This is a genomic window from Nostoc sp. UIC 10607 (assembly GCF_047228265.1).
Lineage (GTDB): Bacteria > Cyanobacteriota > Cyanobacteriia > Cyanobacteriales > Nostocaceae > Nostoc > Nostoc foliaceum_A.
Genome location: NZ_JBIQNW010000015.1, coordinates 62,849 through 81,649 on the forward strand (window position 1 = coordinate 62,849; position 18,801 = coordinate 81,649).

Sequence of the window (18,801 nt, forward strand, 5' to 3'; positions counted from 1 at the left end):
ACGTTTACTACTTCATCGCCGTTTTGGTATTGATGTTCTCACTTTCCAGTCTTGCTCTATGGAATCATTCGGCTCTCCACAAAGAACGGATATCCTAGAATACAGGAATTTATTAGCGAATCAGAGGCATTTTGCCAGAGAGTTATATGGGTGCAGATTGCTTTTTAGGCACGTGAGCGGAGTGTGATGCCTAATAGCCCGCCTTAGAAATGGATTTAACAATAGCTATGATGTTGTCTACTCGCATATCGAAACATATTTGCCGACCAATGGTCGGCAAATATGTGAGAAAGTGAAAGCTCAATTCTCAATTCTTGTGCAGGCTCCTTACAAGTCCGTAATTTTCACCGTTAGACTTATTGCCTCCACATAGTTAGTGGAGGCAAATTAATGGAAACAACGTCGTTATCCCTGCTAATTACGACTTTTTCTTCTCCGCTATACAAAAGTGAAAATGAGAAGTTGATTTCTCTTGTGTAGCGATCGCTGCTCTTGAACAGTCCCAGCAACGCGCGAATATGACCTATGCTGTCAAGAGATAGCGGCAATGATAAAAGGAGGTTAGCAGGAGTGATTGCCCTCATGCAGTGCTTCATGCGATCGCTGTAGGCAAGATTTGCAGTACTTATGCAGGAGTATAAATAATTACTAAAATACAAAATAAATACTGGCAAAAGATGATTATAGTAAATTTATATACTCTATTGATGTGAATAACTCAGTAAAGTATTTTTGTGAAAGTGTGCCAACGCTTAGAACGAGGTGATTTATTAAAGGTAATTCCTCCTAGTGGGCTTTGCGAGAATTAGAAGCACGGGCGGGGTAGAAAGAGAGGCGATCGCATGATTATCGTCGAGAAATTCGCCCTAACACTAACATTGATCGCTTTAGGATCTGTCCTAAATTAGAACTAACGCAATAACTCTCTAAAACTCTTATTTCTACCCTTCTCTTGACGGAAACCTTGCACGGACGGGAACGGCTTTGCCCAACGTGTCCTTTGCGATCGCACTCACATTACAACTTTGGCAAAGTTCGCAACCCTTTGCCCCTCTTTTGCGGTTCTTATAAATACTTACGATGAAACGGTACGTAAGCAAAATACCTTAAATTATGTAGACATGATCACTAATCTGGGTTATAGTCCCAAAAGGAAAAATAGGGCAAATGCCACCTTCAGGACAACAATGTTTAAGTGGTGTTTGATAAAGTCTGCAAAATTGCCTAAGGGGGTCAACCAGTGTAATGTCAATCAACGTCAAATACACTTACCTTTACTGTACAGCAAGTATTGCACGATGCCTTTGACGGGTGTAGCCATCGTTTGGTTGATGCAGATCATGGCATATTGAATATCAGTGAATAAATCACAAATAGCATCATTATTTATTTGGTTATGATGCTAGTTTGCCAGTGTGAACGATTTTAAACTAGTTACAAATTGAACATTTAACTCTTATGAGTCCCATCGTCTTTGACTACAGTCCCGAAATTTCAGTCATACTTTGTACCTACAACCGAGAAAAATATTTAAATAATTGCATCAATAGTGTTCTTGAGCAAACTTTTAAAGATTGGGAACTTTTGGTAGTTGATGATGGTAGCCAAGACAATACTTTTGAAATTGTCAATCCCTATCTCCAAAAATTTAATAATATACGTTATTTAAAACACCAAAATAAAAAATTAGCGTACTCTAAAAACGCCGGAGTTCAATCATCTTTTGGCAAATATATCACATTTATTGACAGTGATGATACATATAGACCCAATCATCTAGAGTCACGACTTAAATACATGCAAGCTAATCCAGAAATTGACTTGATTGAAGGAGGTTTTTTCTCTGAAGAAGAGATTTTCGTAGCCGATTATTTTCAACAAAATCAAATAATTAATTTACGCAAATGTGTTTTAGGTCCTACATTTTTTGGTAAGAGACGAGTGTTTTTTGAATTGCAGGGATTTAATAATATTTCCTATGGAGAAGATACAGACTTTTGGAAACGGGCAGACAAAATTTTCAAAACTCAAAAAGTTACAAAACCGCAAACCTACGTTTATACAAGAGCAGAAACAAGTATTACCAAGAATGTTTTGGAACAGCGCTCATTAACCTAAAAACTTTAATTCGGTTTATCTTGATTCACTAAGTATAACGCTACCTGCAACTATGCATATTTGTCATATAGTTTTGAATAACATTGGTGGAGCGCCAAAAGTTGCTGATTCGCTAATTTCTTCTCAGTCCAAAGCTGGCTACCAAGTCTCTACTGTGGTGCTTACCGTTTTAGAGTCACAATGGATAGTAGCTTTTAAAGCTGCCAAAACTGTGATTGTTATGAAAGTTGCAGGTACGCTATTTATGATTGGGGGGATAATACACCAAATACGGGTAGCAATAAAATTAAGCAGGGTTATTGCTAAACAGAAACCGGATATTATTGTTTGTCATAGTGCATTTGTCACTAAACTCTTTTATCTATCTAAATTCATCCCTGGAAGTTTATCTGTTCCCTACATTAGCTATATTCACAGTGATTATATTTCTGAATCACATGTTGAACCTAAAACAAACCCCATCAGTGCATTGATTCAAAGCTTATTTATAAGTCTTGCTAGTAAAATTGATATGCTTGCGCTTCAACAAGCTGGTGGATTAATATTTGTTTGCAAGGCTCTCTATCAAAGGTTTGCAAACATTGGCTTTAACCACCATCGAATCGTTATATCCTATAATCCGGCTATAGATGATATTAGTAACCAACCTCTTCATCCTACAGCCATATCTTGGTTTAACAATTCGCAGTTGATTACCTTTGTATGTGCTTCCAGATTTCACCATCAAAAAGACCATAAAACTTTACTCAAGGCATTTGCTAAGGCTAGTAAAAATTACTTAAATATTCGGCTGATTTTGTTAGGAGAAGGTGATTTAGAGATAGAGATGCAAGCTATCACAAAGTTTTTAGCCATTGATGAAATTGTGCTCTTTGCAGGTTCTGTTCTCAATCCTAGAGCTTACTTTTCATTGTCTAGAGCAGTTATACTTGCTTCCCATTTTGAAGGTTTGCCATTAGTTCTAGTAGAAGCTGTAGCTAGTGGAGTAACGTTTATTGCCACTGATTGTCCAGTTGGTCCACGTGAGATTTCTGAAGTACTTAAATGTGGAACAATAGTACCACCAAATGATGTAGATGCATTAGCTGAAGCTATTATTGAACATATAAAAACTCCTCAAGAAAAGATTAATCGCTCTGAGCAAATAGCACAATTTTTTAGTGAAAATAGCTGTGCTAACAAGTTAGAAAGTTTGCTCCAAGAAGTTGTTTTTCAAAAACTGTGATTAGTTGGTTGGGAATTACTATATAAATTATATTTGGGTTTAAATAATTTGTATGAATATTAATTTTATAACTTCCAGAATTAGAATTTTTTGGCGTTTGTCGCTTCTAGGAATCATTTTGAGCTTGTGTCTTCTATTTTTATCTAGTTATCAGGGGATAAGACACAAGGAAGATGGGGTAATTCATCTGACACTATGGCAAGCTATTAATCCCCCCGCAAATCGAGATATATTTCAAAAGCTAGTAGATAAATTTAATCAGACTCATCCTGATATTCAGGTGGAATCTATCTTTGAAAGTGAACCTCAATTACCAAAATTATTAACATCAGTGGTTGCCAATGTGCCACCAGACCTCCTATCTTTCCATCCTGAATATACAGGCCAATTTGTAGAACTAGGGGCAATTCGACCTTTAGAAGAATGGTTAGACAGGTTACCACTAAAGTCAGACATCAGACCTAATCTACTGGAAGAAATGCAGTTAGATGGTCATATTTGGTCAATCCCAATGCACACTAGTAACATTGGTATTTTTTATCGCCCTAAACTTTTTGAAGCTGCGGGGATCACAGAATTACCCAAGACTTGGGATGAATTGAGACAAGTTGCAAAAAAATTAACTATAGACCGCAATGGCGATCGCCGACCTGAGCAGTATGGAATATTACTGCCTTTAGGAAAAGGAGGATGGACTGTATTTAGTTGGTTCCCGTTTTTATTTGGTGCTGCGGGAGAGGTTGTAACTAATAATCGCCCCAATTTAACGAATTCGGGTGCGATCGCTGCCTTACAATTCTGGCAAGACCTGATAAAAGATGGTTCAGTATTGCTTTCCGCCCCAGAACGAGGTTATGAAGAGGACGCTTTTCTTACCGGTCGTGTTGCAATGCAGATCACAGGCCCTTGGACGTTAATCATGAAATCTGACGTTGATCATCAGGTATTACCAATACCAGCAAGTGTCAGACCTGCTACAGTCACAGGTACTGGAAATTTATTTGTGATGAAGACTACACCAGCAAGAGAGCAAGCAGCATTCAAATTTTTAGAGTATGTTTTGAGTGAGGAATTCCAAACCGAATGGAGCATAGGGACGGGTTTTTTGCCAGTTACTCTTACATCGGCTCAAAGCAAAGCTTATCAGCAATTCATTAATGAAAAACCAGTGTTAAAAGTCTTTTTTGAACAACTATCTGTGGCACGTTCTCAACCGATAATTGCTGGATATAGTCGTCTTTCTGACAGTCTTGGTCGAGCGATCGAAGCTACATTGCTAGGTAAGTCTGCCGAAAAAGCACTCAAAACAGCACAAGAGCGTTTAGAACTTATTTGGGATGACAAATGAAAATTATAAAGAAACTCGAGTCTGTCCATGTGGATTTCTTTTTAATACACACAAACCAATTGCTGGTATGGCTCCTAGTATTACTGCTGTAAGCCCTTGTCCACTCCAATATAAAATGAAAGTACGGTAGGTGTCTGGAATCAAATTTTGCACAATAAAAAGCAACCAAACCAAAATACTAATTAATAAGAAAGAAATTGAAGGTAAAAAATTCCACCACCAAATACCTGTTGTATATCGCCTCAATACCAGCCATTGGCAAAGCCCCAGCCAAATACCAGAAATTATATATGCGATCGCAGATAGAAATCCAAAAATAAAAGTTTGTTCAGGAGATAAAGTTTCATTTAACGATGAAGCAATAGTTGAAATGTGGTTAATCCAGGCTGTAGAAACGCCATTGGCAATTAGCCAACCAACGCTAGTAGCAAATAGCCACTGCCAACCCGGTAAATATCGGTAAAGCACAAGGCTCTGATCAGCAGCGAAAATTACTGCAAATACAACATTACTGAGACTTCTGACCAAAATGCTCCATGTTTGTGGTTGGATTGCAACACTAAGTAAGCTTTGGAGAATAATTTTCTCTAAGGCAATACTGGCAACGCCACCCACAACCCATCCGATCAGGGTCATTAAGGTAAACTGAATAAAGAACCTCTGTCGCTGCGATCGCGGAATCAAAAATTTTCCTGGGTTAGGCTCGTTATTAGCAGATGCAACATGATCGGGACTGTTAGAGTCAGTTTGCATATCAAGTTAGGGGAGTAGAGAGTGGAGAAAACACAAAAGAGTGACGAAATTCTTTTATATTCCACTTTTATTGTTAATTCTTGTTTTATCCGATTCCCGACCCCCGATTGCCCTTTGCTGTAAAGCGACTAGCGCTTTTGAGGTAAACCTGCTGAAAAAGCGTAATCCCAGAATGATAAGCTAAACAGTGGCATAAAAATGTGACTTAGGATGAAGTAATAAATGGGTGTTTCTTTAACGACTCCTCATCTCTTACGGGCTGCTCGTGGTGAAGTAGTAGATCGTCCCCCTGTCTGGATGATGCGACAAGCAGGGCGATATATGAAAGCATATCGAGACTTAAGAGATAAGTATCCTTCGTTTCGCGATCGCTCCGAAATTCCTGAAGTAGCAATTGAAGTTTCTTTGCAACCCTGGAGAGCCTTTCAGCCAGACGGAGTAATTTTATTTTCTGATATTGTCACCCCATTACCTGGTTTGGGCATTGACATGGATATTGCGGAAGGTAAAGGGCCAATCATTCACTCACCCCTCCGCACTCAAGAACAAATTGAGCGTCTGCATCCTTTAGAACCAGAAGCAGCTCTACCATTTATTAAGACAATTTTGCAGGCGTTGCGCTCAGAAGTGGGCGATAAATCAACGGTGTTGGGCTTCGTGGGTGCGCCGTGGACATTAGCAGCTTATGCAGTAGAAGGAAAAGGTTCTAAAACCTATTCCATCATCAAAAACATGGCATTCTCAGACCCGACGATACTGCATCAATTGTTAACTAAATTAGCAGATGCGATCGCCATCTATGCCCGCTATCAAATTGACTGTGGTGCTCAAGTTGTGCAAATGTTCGATTCTTGGGCGGGTCAATTGAGTCCTCAAGATTATGACACCTTTGCTCTCCCCTATCAGCAGAGGGTTTTCCAGCAAGTCAAGCAAACTCACCCCGATACACCATTGATTTTGCTAGTTAGCGGTAGTGCGGGTGTATTGGAAAGAATGGGACAATCTGGCGCTGATATTGTCAGTGTAGACTGGGCCGTGGATATGGCAGACGCACGGGCTAGATTGGGCAAACAAGTCAAAGTTCAAGGAAATCTTGACCCAGGTGTGTTATTTGGCTCTAAACAGTTTATCCGCGATCGCATTCTCGATACCGTTCGCAAAGCTGGTAATTGGGGTCACATTCTCAATCTCGGTCACGGTGTCTTACCAGAAACTCCCGAAGAAAATGTTGCTTTCTTCTTTGAAACAGCAAAGGAACTGAATCTTGCAGGAGTTAAGGGTTAGAAGTTATGAGTTATGAGTTATGAGTTAGGAGTTATAAACTATTCAGTTGCGAGGTGCAGAGTTATTTTTTTATTCTTAACTCCTTACTCCTTACTCCTAACTTGATTCATGGCTTCTGATTTGGAACTTTTAACTTTATTCTTAACTCTTTAGTTTTAACTCCTAAATTTTGAAAAATTCTCTATGAGCCAGAAACGGATTTTAGTGACTGGTGCAAGTGGTTGTGTAGGTCATTATTTAACAGAAGCCTTAATTAAAGAAACAGATTACGAACTGTATCTACTAGTTAGGAACCCAAGCAAACTGCAAGTTGATACCAAGGCCCGTTCAGGTATCAACGTTTTACAAGGCGATATGCAAAATATTCGCCAGTTTGCCGATTTGCTATCCACAATTGATACAGCAGTACTCACAGCCACAGCTTGGGGTGGTGATGAGACATTTGATATTAATGTCGTTAAGACTATAGAGTTGCTCGAACTACTAGATCCAGAACGTTGCCAGCAGGTGATTTATTTTTCGACAGCTAGCGTTTTAGATCGGTACAATCAACCATTAAAAGAAGCCGGGGAAATTGGGACAGATTACATCCGTTCTAAATATGAGTGCTTACAGAAAAAAGAAAAATTAGCGATCGCACCTAAAATTACCACAGTATTTCCCACTTTAGTATTGGGCGGTGATGCCAATAAACCTTATTCTCACCTCACCTCTGGCATTCCAGAAGTGACGAAATATATTAATTTGATTCGCTTTTTGGAAGCAGATGGCAGTTTTCACTTTATCCACGGACAAGATATTGCCACTGTCGTGCGATATTTAATTGATCATCCTCCCGAAAACAATCAACCACGTCGGCTTGTTTTAGGTCAAGCACCGTTAACTGCTAATCAAGCAGTGAAAGAAGTTTGTGCTTATCTGGGCAAAAAGATTTACTTTCGCATTCCCATATCTATAGCATTGGCTAATTTGATTATTGTTCTGTTCCGCATTCAAATGGCTGCTTGGGATAGATTTTGCATGAACTATCGGCATTTCACTTATGAAAAGGCGATTAATCCTGATAGTTTCGGCTTGCCAAATTATTGTGCAACCATGAGTGATGTTTTAAAAATTAGTGGCGTTAAACGTGCATGATAAAATATCTATTCTTTGCTAATGATGGCGGTCATTTCTTGCGGAGATAAGCCGACACAAACTGCCAGTTCTTCTAGTGTCAATCGTTCGCGTGTGTTTGCTTCTAACATAGATGTTGCAGCTGCAACGTAATCAGGATTAGCAAGATGATTGACATTCTTAGGAAAAGTTGCTTGGGAATAAAGGCTGGCAATACCGGAACCTCCAGTAAATTTTTGTATTTGATAAGTGGCAATTAGAGTTGCTTGCCGTGCTTGGAGATAGGCAACATAATATTGCACAATAGCTAATCTTTTTTGCTGTCTAGCTTCCTTCCAACGAGCTTGCAAAATAGGAAGCTGCTGAAAAGTACTGATGAATTTAATCGGGTCTATTGTAACAGTTAAGGCAAAGCTGTTTTCGCGCTCAGATGGCGAATCCGGTGATGTTGAGATCGTAGTTAGAGCCGGAGATAATTCGATAGCAACGACATCTTTAAAAGCATTCAATCCCATTGCAGCTTTTGTTTCCAGCACTTGGGCTGAGTTGTGTTCAGCAATAGCTACTCATTGCTCAATGATTTTGAGATCCTGCTGTGTAATCTCAGTTTGAAGTAGGTTAGGTTGATTACCATAACTGGACTTATCTTCGGATGCAACCACAGGAAATGTAGTACTGATAAATGTAACGGCAAGGAGAATCCTGAAGCTTTGTGCAAAAGCTTTTAAGAGCCATTGTGCGATCATCTGATTGATTTATTCTGAAGCGCTACACTTGTTTTCTAATTTGCTTCTCTTTATCACAATACAGCTAAATGATAATATTTCTTATATATGTAGAGTCTTTTTCAAGAAATCTAGTCAGTAGATGGTGATCAGCATCAGTCTACAAAGCCTTTTAATCAAAGGTTTGGATATCTGCTCCAGATTACAGTGATTAATATTCTTAGCAACTTTTAGTAATAGTGCTTAACACATCTAGCGATCGCCTGTGACAGTTGTATAAGTCCTGCTGATATGCATTTAGTTTACAACCTGGTCGCAGTAAGGAAAGCCAGAAATCTCTTGACTCCTGTTTCAACATGCTTTTCTTTTTGCCGATTAGCTGCCAGAATTCCAGTCTCTAGTTGCCCATTTGAGGTAAAAATATCAATGGTAAAATAAAACAACTTTAATAAAAAGTCAATAACTCTTTATTTTCGTTAGAGTGGGATAACAATCAAAGTGTGAGGATTGATACTACATGCGAATCTTGTTAGTGTATCCAATATTTCCCAAAACTTTTTGGTCTTATGAAAAAATCTTGGAGTTAGTTGATCGCAAGGTTTTATTACCACCTCTGGGTTTAGTAACAGTAGCCGCGATTTTGCCCCAAGAATGGGAATTCAAACTGGTCGATCGCAACATCCGCCCAGCAACAGAAGAAGAGTGGGCATGGGCAGATGTAGTAATCCTCTCTGCGATGATTGTCCAGAAACAAGATTTACTTGAGCAAATCCAGGAAGCAAAAAAACGTGGCAAGCTAGTCGCAGTTGGCGGCCCGTACCCCACTTCTGTACCTCACGAAGTTGAAAATGTTGGCGCAGATTTTCTGATTCTGGATGAAGGCGAAATCACTTTGCCCATGTTTATTGAGGCAATCAAAAGGGGAGACACATCTGGCACTTTCCGCGCCACAGAAAAACCTGATGTGACAAGCACACCAATACCCCGCTTTGATTTATTAGAATTGAATGCCTATGACATGATGTCGGTGCAGTTTTCGCGTGGGTGTCCCTTCCAGTGCGAATTTTGCGACATTATTGTTCTCTACGGGCGCAAACCGCGCACCAAAACCCCAGCACAACTGTTAGCAGAGTTAGATTACCTCTATGAATTGGGTTGGCGGAGGGGTGTGTTCATGGTGGATGACAACTTTATTGGCAACAAGCGAAATGTGAAATTGTTGCTGAAAGAGTTAAAAGTCTGGATGGCAGAACATAAATATCCTTTCCGATTTGACACTGAGGCTTCAGTTGACTTAGCACAAGATGCAGAAATGTTGGAGTTGATGGTTGAGTGTGGTTTCTCGGCGGTGTTTTTGGGAATCGAAACGCCGGATGAGGATAGTTTGCAAATGACCAAGAAGTTCCAAAATACTCGCAGTTCTCTAACTGAGGCAGTGCAAACCATCACCAAAGCGGGATTGCGCCCAATGGCTGGGTTTATTATTGGGTTTGATGGCGAAAAAGCAGGCGCAGGCGATCGCATTGTTCGCTTTGCAGAACAAGCAGCTATCCCCTCTACTACCTTTGCCATGTTACAAGCGTTACCTAATACCGCGCTTTGGCATCGCCTGAAAAAAGAAGGACGACTCCGGGAAAATCAAGATGGCAACATCAACCAAACAACATTGATGAACTTCCTTCCCACCCGCCCTCTGGAAGAACTTGCACGAGAATATATTGAGGCATTTTGTACTTTATACGATCCAGTACAGTACTTAGATCGCACCTACCGCTGTTTTCTGATGATGGGTTTGCCAAGTTGGAAAGCGCCAGCGAAAATGCCAGAGTGGGTGGTTGTGAAAGCGCTGCTAATTGTGATTTGGCGACAAGGAATCAAACGGGAAACCCGCTGGAAATTCTGGCATCATTTGTTCAGTATTCTCAAGCGTAACCCTGGAGTTGTTGAGCATTACATCTCTGCTTGCGCCCACAACGAGCATTTTCTAGAGTATCGCCAAATTGTGCGCGATCAAATAGAAAGTCAGCTAGCTGAATATCTAGCACAAGGAGCAGAACAGCCTTATGTGCTAGTGAAGGAAAAAGCTGAGGAAAAAGCTGAAGCGGTAGTTAGTTAGTTTGATTAGAAAATAACAATTGATCGATCACATTTTCACCCGTCCATTTATACGGGTGAATTTTCGTGTGTAGTGGCATTTCTCAATTGTAGCGGTTTTCGTTTACGTGAGGTACACCCGTAGGGGCACGGCAGTGCCGTGCCCCTACACCTCGTGATGTAATGTTGTACCGCATCTGAATCGGAACTGCCTCCTTCATATTTTATCTACCGCGATCGCGTTCTAAATCATCAATCACTTTTTGCAAATACCACTCGTCTGACATCCCAGGATAATAATCTTGCTTCTGCTGAATTAATCGTTCGGCAATTTCCCAATACCCACCAACCATTTGCAAAAGGCGTTGACGTAATAGGTTATATTTTTGCTTTTTTGACTGTGGACTAAATTTTTGGATTTTTTCTAGGCTACTTAAGACTTGTTGATAATTTCCCCAGTCTTCTTGTTCACAAAAAATACTCGCCGCCCGTTGATAATTCTCCACAGCGTTTTGCATTTCTTCTATGCAAGTATAGGCAATGCCGCGATTGTAGTAAGCTTGAGCATCATTAGGATTGATTTGTAGTGCTTGGGTGTAATCTTGAATTGCACCGAGATAGTTGCCCATTGCCCTATAGGCATTACCTCTGGCAATATAGATTAAGGGATCTTCGGGTTGCATCTGGAGTGCTTGGTTGAAGTCTGCGATCGCACCTTGATGATCTCCCAATACAGAACGTGCTTTACCTCGATTGCGATAGACAATGGCATCTTGAAAATTTAGTCGCAATGCTTGATTAAAATCTGCGATCGCTTCTCGATAATTCCCCATTTTGCAACGCACAACCCCACGACAGCAGTAAGCTTGGGCATCTTGCGGATCGGCTTTTAATATCCAGTTTAAATCCGCGAGTGCCTCTTGGGTATCTCCCTTTTCAGCTTTTTCTAATAATTGCGTGAAATATTCCTTTGTGGATAAAATAGGCGCATTTGTGGAACGTGATTGCTGTACAGCAGGTAATTCTTGGGGTTGTAGCTGTTTAATTTGTTCCAGACACAGACGACAATTGTCTTTATCTTGTTGTTCTAGATATAATTGTGCAGCTTTTTTAAAGTTAGCGATCGCATCTTGAATATATCCCTGTTTGCGCCGCACTATCCCCCGCAAATTATAAGCAGCAGCGTAGTTGAGATTGAGACGAATAGCGCGTTCAACGTCCTCTAGCGCCCCAGGCAAATTTTTCAGCGCCACCCTTGCCAATGCACGACAATAATATGCCTCTACACTCTCAGGATTCAGTTTCAAAGCTTCAGTATAATCTGAAACAGCTTTAAGTATTGCTCCTGAGTCATAATGTGCCAAACCCCGTTGCAAATAGGCTTCGGTAAAGTAAGGTGTTAATTGTAAAGCATGGTTAAATTCCTCAATTGCTCCAGCGTAGTCTTTTCGTCTAGCCTTTTCCAATCCTCTATTGTAGAATTCGTTATTCATAGCATTTGTTTGGTTGATTCAGTTAATTGAATTCCAGCAGGCTTGCTTCATAGCCTAACCTATGCACTCACTCTTAATATTCTAAGTATTCAGTGTGGTTTTGCTTCATTTCGTATTTTCAATGAAATAAAACGAACACATGCCGTAAATTTTATCGGCAGGATTAACCAATTAAATATTGTACACCTCCAGATTTTGGAGTTAGATTTAGTACAAATATCGGATACAACTTTGATTAGTCTTATCAATAATAAGTTATCCCAATGAAAATCAGAACTATCACAACAGGTATATCACTTCAATCTTTACGAGAACAGGAAAAAATTAAGCAAGCTGCTGACTTTAACAAGCAAGCACAAATTGTATTTGAAAAACAAGGATATGAGGTACAAACAACTAGAATAGCCACTAATACCTGGGAAGAATATCTACAAGGCTTGTCAACAATTGAAATTATCCATGAAATTAAAATTCTCGAACAACTTTGCCAAAGTCTGAATATCAGCTTCTTCAATATTGGTTATGCCAGCCAACCCGAAACTATAGAGATAATTCCAGATATTAACAAAAATACGTCAATTATCTATTGCTCTAGCAAAATTGGTGATAGGGAAACTGGCATCGATTTTGAGAATGCTAGGGAATCGGCCAAAGCTATTAAACGTATTTCCCAAGAAAGTGAAAATGGCTATGGTAACTTTCGCTTTTGTGGATGGGCAAACTGCCAGCCAGATATCCCATTTTTCCCTACTGCATACCATACAGGCGATACATCTTTCGCTATAGGTTTAGAATTAGGTGACTTGGTAATGCAAGCATTTTCCCAGGCTAATAATATTACAACAGCAGAGCAAAACCTGCAATTAATTTTAGAATTAGAGTTAAATAAAATAGCGGTTATTGCTGATAAAATATCTGACAAATTTGCCGTTAATTATAAAGGAATTGATACTTCTCTAGCTCCATCTTTGGATCAGAAAAACAGCATTGCTTTTGCTTATGAAAAATTGATGAGTGGCAAGTTTGGGCATTTGGGAACTCTAGCAATTTCTGGGATGTTGACTCGTGTCTTGAAAAGCGTATCAGTAAAAATCTGTGGCTACTCTGGGCTAATGCTTCCAGTTTGTGAAGATGTTGGATTAGCTACCAGAGCTAATGAGCAAACCTATGATATTACAAATTTATTATTATATTCAGCAGTTTGTGGCTGTGGACTGGATACAGTTCCGATTCCAGGTGATATAACAATAGAAAAAATTGCAGCTTTATTAATTGATATGGCAACTTTAGCCATCAAGTTAGATAAACCACTCTCAGCAAGATTATTTCCGATTCCAAATAAAAAAGTTGGGGAAATGACTACATTCAATTCCCCATATCTCGTAGATTGTAAAATATTTACAGTTGACTAAAATTATTCTGAAAGCAAGCTGGGAGAAGTCAGCACAAAAACATCTCTACTTCCCTGAGCATCAATCTGTGGTTTTATAGGAGTGGTAAAATGGAAAAAATCATGATCATTGACCAATAAAAGTTCTCCTGGATTTAGAACTTTGCTAAACACAGGCTTTTCTTTTTTGGCAGTATACAAATGTGTTTCTCCACCTTGAATATTATCTCTATCTACTGAGAATATGCCAATAAAATCAGTACCATCTTGATGTATGCCTTCAGGTGCTGGATTACCCAAATTATCAGGTGAACAAATAGTTCTTATTTGATGAATTCCGATTTCAGCTTCAGGATGAAGTTTACAAGAATCACTAAATGCTAAGACAAGATTTCTAAAAATATCAAGTTCTATGAGTGCATCATCTAATTCTGCAAACTCTCTTTTTATATCACCCACTAATGTATTATACTCTTTACTTTGCAAGAGGTAGCCATGAGGTAATTTGATTAACTTATTTCCAGAGACTGTGAACCGAGATAATCTTCTCGAACGATAGTTGCCTTTGATATAAGGGTCAATAGGCATATTACTAAAAAATGCCTTGAAACCTTCTGGATTGATCGAATTTACTTTTCTTAGAGTAAACAGAAAAGCATATTCTAATTCCGTTGATGTCCACACTTTTTGCATAGGATTTACCTCCTTGCATGTTGAAATTCTCCCGGATTTTTTATGGGAGGCTTATAACACTTAGTATATGCTACTTTTTATTAATATGTTGTAAATTTAATTACAAAATTTGACACTTTGTGATATGTAAAGTTACTCAAATTCTGTCACAGGGCGGAGTAATATTCATGGGTGTATGAGTAGCAGCTGAAAAGATTTGCTGATGGGGGTTCGGTTGCTAAGGAATCGACGTATATTTACTAGCAGCAACAAGGTTTTATAATGATTGACTGGCTTTACCGTTACCCACCTTTGTATCCCGGTATTTTACTCAAGCGCTACAAGCGGTTTTTTGCTGATGTTCAACTTACTTCTGGCGAAATAGTGACAGCACACTGTCCTAATACAGGGCCAATGACTGGAGTCTCGACTCCTCAAAGTGCGGTACAGCTTTCCAAAAGTGATAATCTTAACCGCAAATTGGCTTACACTTTGGAACTCATTCAGGTACATGACAACGAGCCGACCTGGGTAGGTATAAATACTTTTTTGCCCAATCGAGTGGTAAAGCTAGCTTTGGCGAAACATCTTTTTCCAGAATTGGGTGAGTATAGCCAAATAAAGGGCGAGGTAGTTTATGGGCTAGATAAAAAAAGTCGAGTGGATTTTTTCTTAACGGGGAGTGATGAGGAACGCCCGATTTATTTAGAAGTGAAAAACACAACTTTGTCTGAGGAGAGATTAGCCTTATTTCCCGACACAGAAACTACAAGAGGACAAAAGCATTTGCGAGAACTAATGGCGCTGCTACCTCTAACTCGTGCAGTGATGCTTTATTTTATCAATCGCGGTGATTGTACCGAGTTTTCTCCTGGCGATCGCACAGATCCTCTATATGGTAAATTATTGCGGGATGCGATCGCTCTTGGTTTAGAAGTTTTACCTTGTCGTTTTGACATTTCCCCCGAAGGTATCCGTTATTTGGGTTTGGCAAAACTAAAAATTTGATTACATCTAATTAGAGACCCTGCATTGCAAAATCTCTAAACGCATAAAACAATAAATCCATCTAGACAGTATCTAGATGGATTTGTTGGTAGTTGGTGTTAGCTAAAAAACATCCAACCAGACCGTAATGGAGAAACGACTATAGTTAGTCACCACCCCAGAAATAAATAGCATTCGCTATTCTGACGTTTGCTTATGCAGGAATCAAAACTGTGTCAATTACGTGGATGACACCGTTATCAGCAGCAACATCTGCTGCTGCAACTGTTGCATCATTGATTTTAACGCCATTAGAAGCGTCAATTTTTACATCTGAACCTTCAACTGTTTTAGCTGTCTTCAGTTTAGCTACATCAGCAGCTAGTACCTTCCCTGAGACTACATGATAGGTCAAAATTTTCTTGAGCTTTGGAATATCTTTCAGTAATGCGTCTACTGTACCTGCTGGAAGCTTATTAAACGCTTCATCAGTGGGTGCGAAGACGGTAAATGGCCCATCACCTTTCAGTGTATCTACTAGACCAGCCGCTTGGATTGCTGCAACTAGTGTCTTGAAAGAACCATTATTAGTGGCAGTATCAATTATGTTGGCCATGTGCTTTACCTAGTTCTGTGTAACTTGTTACAAATCTAAACTATTTGTTTAATAAAATCTATCTATCGTTGGGCGTAGGTCAAATCAAATTTTTTATTGATACCATGAAAGTTTGCATACATTTTTATACAAATAAAGAATTATTATGTACATTGCTTGGGCGAATGAGTTGCAAACACTCCTGGATGCGATCGCTGTTAACTAGTATCAACACAGCACTCTTTTTACCAAAAAGTCAGTTAAATAGATAAATAAAACTATTTAGTTGGTATAAAAATGATTTTAGATATTTAGGAAATATCTGGTTATTGGATTTTTTAAGTTTTAGCTGCGCTTGCAATAGCTTTTTGTCAGGATTTATTAACCCAAAAAGTTGGTATCAAACCTATTTAACTGATATTATTTCATCACGAAATACATTTCACTTTCTGCCTGTATAATTCTACTTACAAATAATAAACTGCTTATCACACTAATGCTTTTAGCAATTGTGTTCAAATACGATGCAATTAGCGTAATTTTTAATTAACATCAAAAACATCACTTCAAAAACGAGAATTTTACCTCTGCAATTGTCAATATTTTTTGACACTACTAGCATTTAACTTTCAGATAATGTTTGGCTTAATGTCATAAAAACAATATAGAGGTATTGGCAAATACAGTAGCCCTAAATCGATTGTGAGAAAATAATAAGGTTGTGAATGTCACTAAGTGTTGGGTGCAAAATATGGAGACGTTCGCTAACTGAATTGAACGAAGCCTATCGAAAAATTCGTGAAATCAAAAGCGCATTTACACACAAACTTATAAGGTAATTAAAATGACTTACGATTCAGAAGATGTGCAAAAAATCCTTCAAATAGCACTCACTCGTAAACAGGAAGGTGAATTTTCACGAGAACAGCTTGTAGAAATGGCCTCTGAGTTAGGCATTTCTTCTGATATTTTAGAAACAACTGAAAAAAAGTGGTTAGCTCAACAAGAAGAGGAACGTTCGCGGCGCACATTTAATACTTTCCGACGCAAAGCGTTTTGGACACAATTTATTTCCTTCCTAGCTGTGAATTCCTTTCTCATTCTCTTGAATTTAATAACCAGTCCTAGTTATTTTTGGGCTATATTCCCAGTATTAGGATGGGGGTTAGGACTATTTTTTCATTGGTGGAGTGTTTATCAGACTAAATCAGAGAATTACGAGATAGCCTTTCAGAAATGGCGTGCAAAAATTTAACTTCTCCTTCCTTTTAAGAATGGAGATGCGAAGGAGATGCTTTAACTTTTATAGCGGTTCCTATTCAGATGCGGTACAACATTACCTCACGTAAACGATAACTGCTATAAGTGGGAATCCGATTTGGCTTTTGAAAAGCCAAGCTGACTGAAAGCTTACCAAATCAGGTTTTGGTTCTCAGTATACTTTGCAAAACTCAAGTTGGATTCCTATAATTTTTTGGGGCGATCGCTTCACTAGTCACTGTGGCGGAAGTTTGCCTACCTTTAACAAGGGGATTTTGCCCCTTGTTAAGTTAAGCCCCAAGCCTTGTTAATTGAGATGGTAGGTGGATTTATGCTGTGCTTCACTAGTGGGAGTGATCTTTCACCTAGAAATGGAGAAATTTCCGTACTTGATACTCTGCTGACTCCACTATTGGAGAGGATTCTCCTAGTAGTTGGATGAATTTGTCTTCAATAGTCGGCAAATCTGCTTGGGGCAAGGCTTTCAACTGCTCCAGTGTCGCCCAACGAATGATGAGGATAACTTCTGTGTGATCATTGGGGCTTATCCAAACCTTTCTTACCGAGAAATTTAGGATATTCAGCCAGCGCTATTGTCCAAATTTGTGTGTCCTTTTAGATAAAATTTTCCCTTAAATTTGGGGCAACCTTAAACTTGAGTCGTTCTATAAGCACACCCTGTGATCTCTGTGTTTGCTAATTTGCCAAAATAGAGATGTAGGCAATCAAGCTACGCTTTTAACATAGCTTGATTGCCTACACTCAGGAGCAAGGATCGGCTGGTTTGAAACAAGTAAGAGGAAGGGAGTATGGACAGCAACAACTGGTTGCAACAGCTAATGATGGTGGGTCTTGGCACAACGTCTTTAGTAGCAGAAAAACTACGCCAAGTCAGCGATGATTTAGTTAAAGACGGTAAGCTCAATCCTGAGCAAGCCAAGGCAGTTATAGATGATATTGCCCAGCAGTTAAAGTCGGAGCAGGGAAACTTCGATGTCCAAATGCAACGGCAAATGCGAAATATGATGCAAGATTTGGGGGTAGCTCGTCAGTCGGAAGTGGACGAACTGCGCGGTAGAATTGATCGTTTAGAGCGTCAATTGCGCGATTTGGAAAATAAGCTTTGGCGTTAGGATGTCCTTTCTGATTTAAACTAAATGTGTCCTGTTGGTAATCTTTTTGCCAGGATACCTAAGTAAGGAGAACTGATTTTGAAACCAATTTTCCTCAGCGTGGCGTTCATGCTGGTGTGTGTTGTGCTTTTGGCTGTGGGGCAAGTAGGCAGTAAACAGAATACTGCCATTGCTGCCCAGTTAACCCAAACGCCGCCAGCGCCCACAACTGTAACTGAAAATAATACTCTAATTGCGAGCAATACTATGTCTAAAGCTGATGCCGTAACCACCCCCTCTGGATTGAAGTATGTCGAGTTAAAAGAGGGGACTGGTTCGACTCCTCAACCTGGACAAACGGTTGAAGTTCACTATGTCGGCACTCTAGAAGATGGTACTAAGTTTGATAGTTCACGCGATCGCGGCCAACCCTTCAGCTTTAAAATTGGCGTTGGACAGGTAATCAAAGGTTGGGATGAAGGACTTAGCACTATGAAGGTAGGCGGTCGTCGTCAGTTAATCATCCCCTCAGAGTTAGGTTATGGCGCTCGTGGTGCTGGTGGCGTGATTCCACCCAATGCAACTCTGCTGTTTGATGTGGAATTACTCGGAGTTAAGTAGGTACTAGA

Annotated in this window: 17 protein-coding genes; 11 read left to right on the plus strand and 6 right to left on the minus strand. The window is 39.5% G+C overall.

Annotation, left to right across the window (positions count from 1 at the left end; translation table 11 throughout):
* Positions 1 to 1,458: 1,458 nt before the first annotated feature.
* The 3 genes from ACEYW6_RS15785 (at position 1,459) to ACEYW6_RS15795 (ending at position 4,691) form a co-directional block, all read left to right on the plus strand.
* The gene (locus ACEYW6_RS15785; RefSeq protein WP_412980454.1) at positions 1,459 to 2,118 is read left to right on the plus strand and encodes a glycosyltransferase family 2 protein; all 660 of its coding nucleotides are present in this window, start codon (positions 1,459 to 1,461) and stop codon (positions 2,116 to 2,118) included.
* Between the two features lie 73 nt (positions 2,119 to 2,191).
* Positions 2,192 to 3,343 (plus strand): glycosyltransferase, encoded by a 1,152-nt coding sequence (locus ACEYW6_RS15790; RefSeq protein ID WP_412980455.1) that lies wholly within the window; start codon positions 2,192 to 2,194, stop codon positions 3,341 to 3,343.
* 52 nt (positions 3,344 to 3,395) lie between these two features.
* Positions 3,396 to 4,691, plus strand: a complete 1,296-nt coding sequence (locus tag ACEYW6_RS15795; RefSeq protein WP_412980456.1) for an ABC transporter substrate-binding protein — start codon at positions 3,396 to 3,398, stop codon at positions 4,689 to 4,691.
* Between the two features lie 3 nt (positions 4,692 to 4,694).
* On the opposite strand, the gene ACEYW6_RS15800 is transcribed toward ACEYW6_RS15795, so the two are convergent.
* The gene (locus ACEYW6_RS15800; protein ID WP_412980457.1) at positions 4,695 to 5,444 is read right to left on the minus strand and encodes a hypothetical protein; all 750 of its coding nucleotides are present in this window, start codon (positions 5,442 to 5,444) and stop codon (positions 4,695 to 4,697) included.
* 222 nt (positions 5,445 to 5,666) lie between these two features.
* Here ACEYW6_RS15800 and hemE point away from each other — a divergent pair, with 222 nt between their 5' ends.
* Both hemE and ACEYW6_RS15810 read left to right on the plus strand, forming a co-directional pair.
* Positions 5,667 to 6,728: a uroporphyrinogen decarboxylase gene (hemE, locus tag ACEYW6_RS15805; RefSeq protein WP_196512640.1), complete on the plus strand. Its 1,062-nt coding sequence runs from the start codon at positions 5,667 to 5,669 to the stop codon at positions 6,726 to 6,728.
* A 183-nt stretch (positions 6,729 to 6,911) separates the two neighbouring features.
* Positions 6,912 to 7,865: an NAD-dependent epimerase/dehydratase family protein gene (locus ACEYW6_RS15810; protein ID WP_412980458.1), complete on the plus strand. Its 954-nt coding sequence runs from the start codon at positions 6,912 to 6,914 to the stop codon at positions 7,863 to 7,865.
* An 8-nt stretch (positions 7,866 to 7,873) separates the two neighbouring features.
* Here ACEYW6_RS15810 and ACEYW6_RS15815 read toward each other — a convergent pair whose 3' ends face one another.
* Complete coding sequence (locus ACEYW6_RS15815; RefSeq protein ID WP_412980459.1) at positions 7,874 to 8,380, minus strand: hypothetical protein; 507 nt, start codon at positions 8,378 to 8,380, stop codon at positions 7,874 to 7,876.
* Between the two features lie 30 nt (positions 8,381 to 8,410).
* A complete protein-coding gene (locus ACEYW6_RS15820; protein ID WP_412980460.1) occupies positions 8,411 to 8,590 on the minus strand; it encodes a hypothetical protein in 180 nt (59 codons plus the stop codon).
* Between the two features lie 496 nt (positions 8,591 to 9,086).
* Between ACEYW6_RS15820 and ACEYW6_RS15825 the strand changes: the two genes are divergently transcribed.
* Positions 9,087 to 10,685, plus strand: coding sequence for a B12-binding domain-containing radical SAM protein (locus ACEYW6_RS15825; protein WP_412980461.1), 1,599 nt, complete (start codon positions 9,087 to 9,089; stop codon positions 10,683 to 10,685).
* 202 nt (positions 10,686 to 10,887) lie between these two features.
* Here ACEYW6_RS15825 and ACEYW6_RS15830 read toward each other — a convergent pair whose 3' ends face one another.
* Positions 10,888 to 12,156 carry a tetratricopeptide repeat protein gene (locus ACEYW6_RS15830; RefSeq protein ID WP_412980462.1) on the minus strand — a complete coding sequence of 423 codons (1,269 nt, stop codon included), beginning with the start codon at positions 12,154 to 12,156 and terminating at the stop codon, positions 10,888 to 10,890.
* Positions 12,157 to 12,419: 263 nt separating this feature from the next.
* Between ACEYW6_RS15830 and ACEYW6_RS15835 the strand changes: the two genes are divergently transcribed.
* Complete coding sequence (locus ACEYW6_RS15835) at positions 12,420 to 13,568, plus strand: DUF711 family protein (RefSeq protein ID WP_412980463.1); 1,149 nt, start codon at positions 12,420 to 12,422, stop codon at positions 13,566 to 13,568.
* A 2-nt stretch (positions 13,569 to 13,570) separates the two neighbouring features.
* Here the strand turns inward: ACEYW6_RS15835 and ACEYW6_RS15840 are convergent, their stop codons facing one another.
* On the minus strand, positions 13,571 to 14,239 hold the full coding sequence (locus ACEYW6_RS15840; RefSeq protein ID WP_412980464.1) for a 2OG-Fe dioxygenase family protein: 669 nt from the start codon (positions 14,237 to 14,239) through the stop codon (positions 13,571 to 13,573).
* A gap of 261 nt (positions 14,240 to 14,500) precedes the next feature.
* On the opposite strand from ACEYW6_RS15840, the gene sfsA reads away from it, so the two are divergent.
* On the plus strand, positions 14,501 to 15,226 hold the full coding sequence (gene sfsA, locus ACEYW6_RS15845; protein WP_412980465.1) for a DNA/RNA nuclease SfsA: 726 nt from the start codon (positions 14,501 to 14,503) through the stop codon (positions 15,224 to 15,226).
* Positions 15,227 to 15,419: 193 nt separating this feature from the next.
* On the opposite strand, the gene ACEYW6_RS15850 is transcribed toward sfsA, so the two are convergent.
* Positions 15,420 to 15,821: a fasciclin domain-containing protein gene (locus tag ACEYW6_RS15850; RefSeq protein WP_163936176.1), complete on the minus strand. Its 402-nt coding sequence runs from the start codon at positions 15,819 to 15,821 to the stop codon at positions 15,420 to 15,422.
* A gap of 823 nt (positions 15,822 to 16,644) precedes the next feature.
* Between ACEYW6_RS15850 and ACEYW6_RS15855 the strand changes: the two genes are divergently transcribed.
* The 3 genes from ACEYW6_RS15855 to ACEYW6_RS15865 all read left to right on the plus strand — a co-directional run bounded on the left by ACEYW6_RS15855 (position 16,645) and on the right by ACEYW6_RS15865 (position 18,793).
* Positions 16,645 to 17,055 (plus strand): 2TM domain-containing protein, encoded by a 411-nt coding sequence (locus ACEYW6_RS15855; RefSeq protein ID WP_196510793.1) that lies wholly within the window; start codon positions 16,645 to 16,647, stop codon positions 17,053 to 17,055.
* 814 nt (positions 17,056 to 17,869) lie between these two features.
* Positions 17,870 to 18,193, plus strand: a complete 324-nt coding sequence (locus ACEYW6_RS15860; RefSeq protein ID WP_190896299.1) for a phasin family protein — start codon at positions 17,870 to 17,872, stop codon at positions 18,191 to 18,193.
* 78 nt (positions 18,194 to 18,271) lie between these two features.
* Complete coding sequence (locus ACEYW6_RS15865; protein WP_412980466.1) at positions 18,272 to 18,793, plus strand: FKBP-type peptidyl-prolyl cis-trans isomerase; 522 nt, start codon at positions 18,272 to 18,274, stop codon at positions 18,791 to 18,793.
* The last annotated feature ends 8 nt before the right edge of the window (positions 18,794 to 18,801 follow it).

Excerpts from the sequence above, each read along its gene's own strand:
- ACEYW6_RS15785 (WP_412980454.1), top strand. The coding sequence starts at position 1,459 with ATGAGTCCCATCGTCTTTGACTACAGTCCCGAAATTTCAGTCATACTT.
- ACEYW6_RS15795 (WP_412980456.1), top strand. The coding sequence starts at position 3,396 with ATGAATATTAATTTTATAACTTCCAGAATTAGAATTTTTTGGCGTTTG.
- ACEYW6_RS15800 (WP_412980457.1), bottom strand. The coding sequence starts at position 5,444 with ATGCAAACTGACTCTAACAGTCCCGATCATGTTGCATCTGCTAATAAC.
- hemE (WP_196512640.1), top strand. The coding sequence starts at position 5,667 with ATGGGTGTTTCTTTAACGACTCCTCATCTCTTACGGGCTGCTCGTGGT.
- ACEYW6_RS15810 (WP_412980458.1), top strand. The coding sequence starts at position 6,912 with ATGAGCCAGAAACGGATTTTAGTGACTGGTGCAAGTGGTTGTGTAGGT.
- ACEYW6_RS15820 (WP_412980460.1), bottom strand. The coding sequence starts at position 8,590 with ATGATCGCACAATGGCTCTTAAAAGCTTTTGCACAAAGCTTCAGGATT.
- ACEYW6_RS15825 (WP_412980461.1), top strand. The coding sequence starts at position 9,087 with ATGCGAATCTTGTTAGTGTATCCAATATTTCCCAAAACTTTTTGGTCT.
- ACEYW6_RS15830 (WP_412980462.1), bottom strand. The coding sequence starts at position 12,156 with ATGAATAACGAATTCTACAATAGAGGATTGGAAAAGGCTAGACGAAAA.
- ACEYW6_RS15835 (WP_412980463.1), top strand. The coding sequence starts at position 12,420 with ATGAAAATCAGAACTATCACAACAGGTATATCACTTCAATCTTTACGA.
- ACEYW6_RS15840 (WP_412980464.1), bottom strand. The coding sequence starts at position 14,239 with ATGCAAAAAGTGTGGACATCAACGGAATTAGAATATGCTTTTCTGTTT.
- sfsA (WP_412980465.1), top strand. The coding sequence starts at position 14,501 with ATGATTGACTGGCTTTACCGTTACCCACCTTTGTATCCCGGTATTTTA.
- ACEYW6_RS15850 (WP_163936176.1), bottom strand. The coding sequence starts at position 15,821 with ATGGCCAACATAATTGATACTGCCACTAATAATGGTTCTTTCAAGACA.
- ACEYW6_RS15855 (WP_196510793.1), top strand. The coding sequence starts at position 16,645 with ATGACTTACGATTCAGAAGATGTGCAAAAAATCCTTCAAATAGCACTC.
- ACEYW6_RS15860 (WP_190896299.1), top strand. The coding sequence starts at position 17,870 with ATGGACAGCAACAACTGGTTGCAACAGCTAATGATGGTGGGTCTTGGC.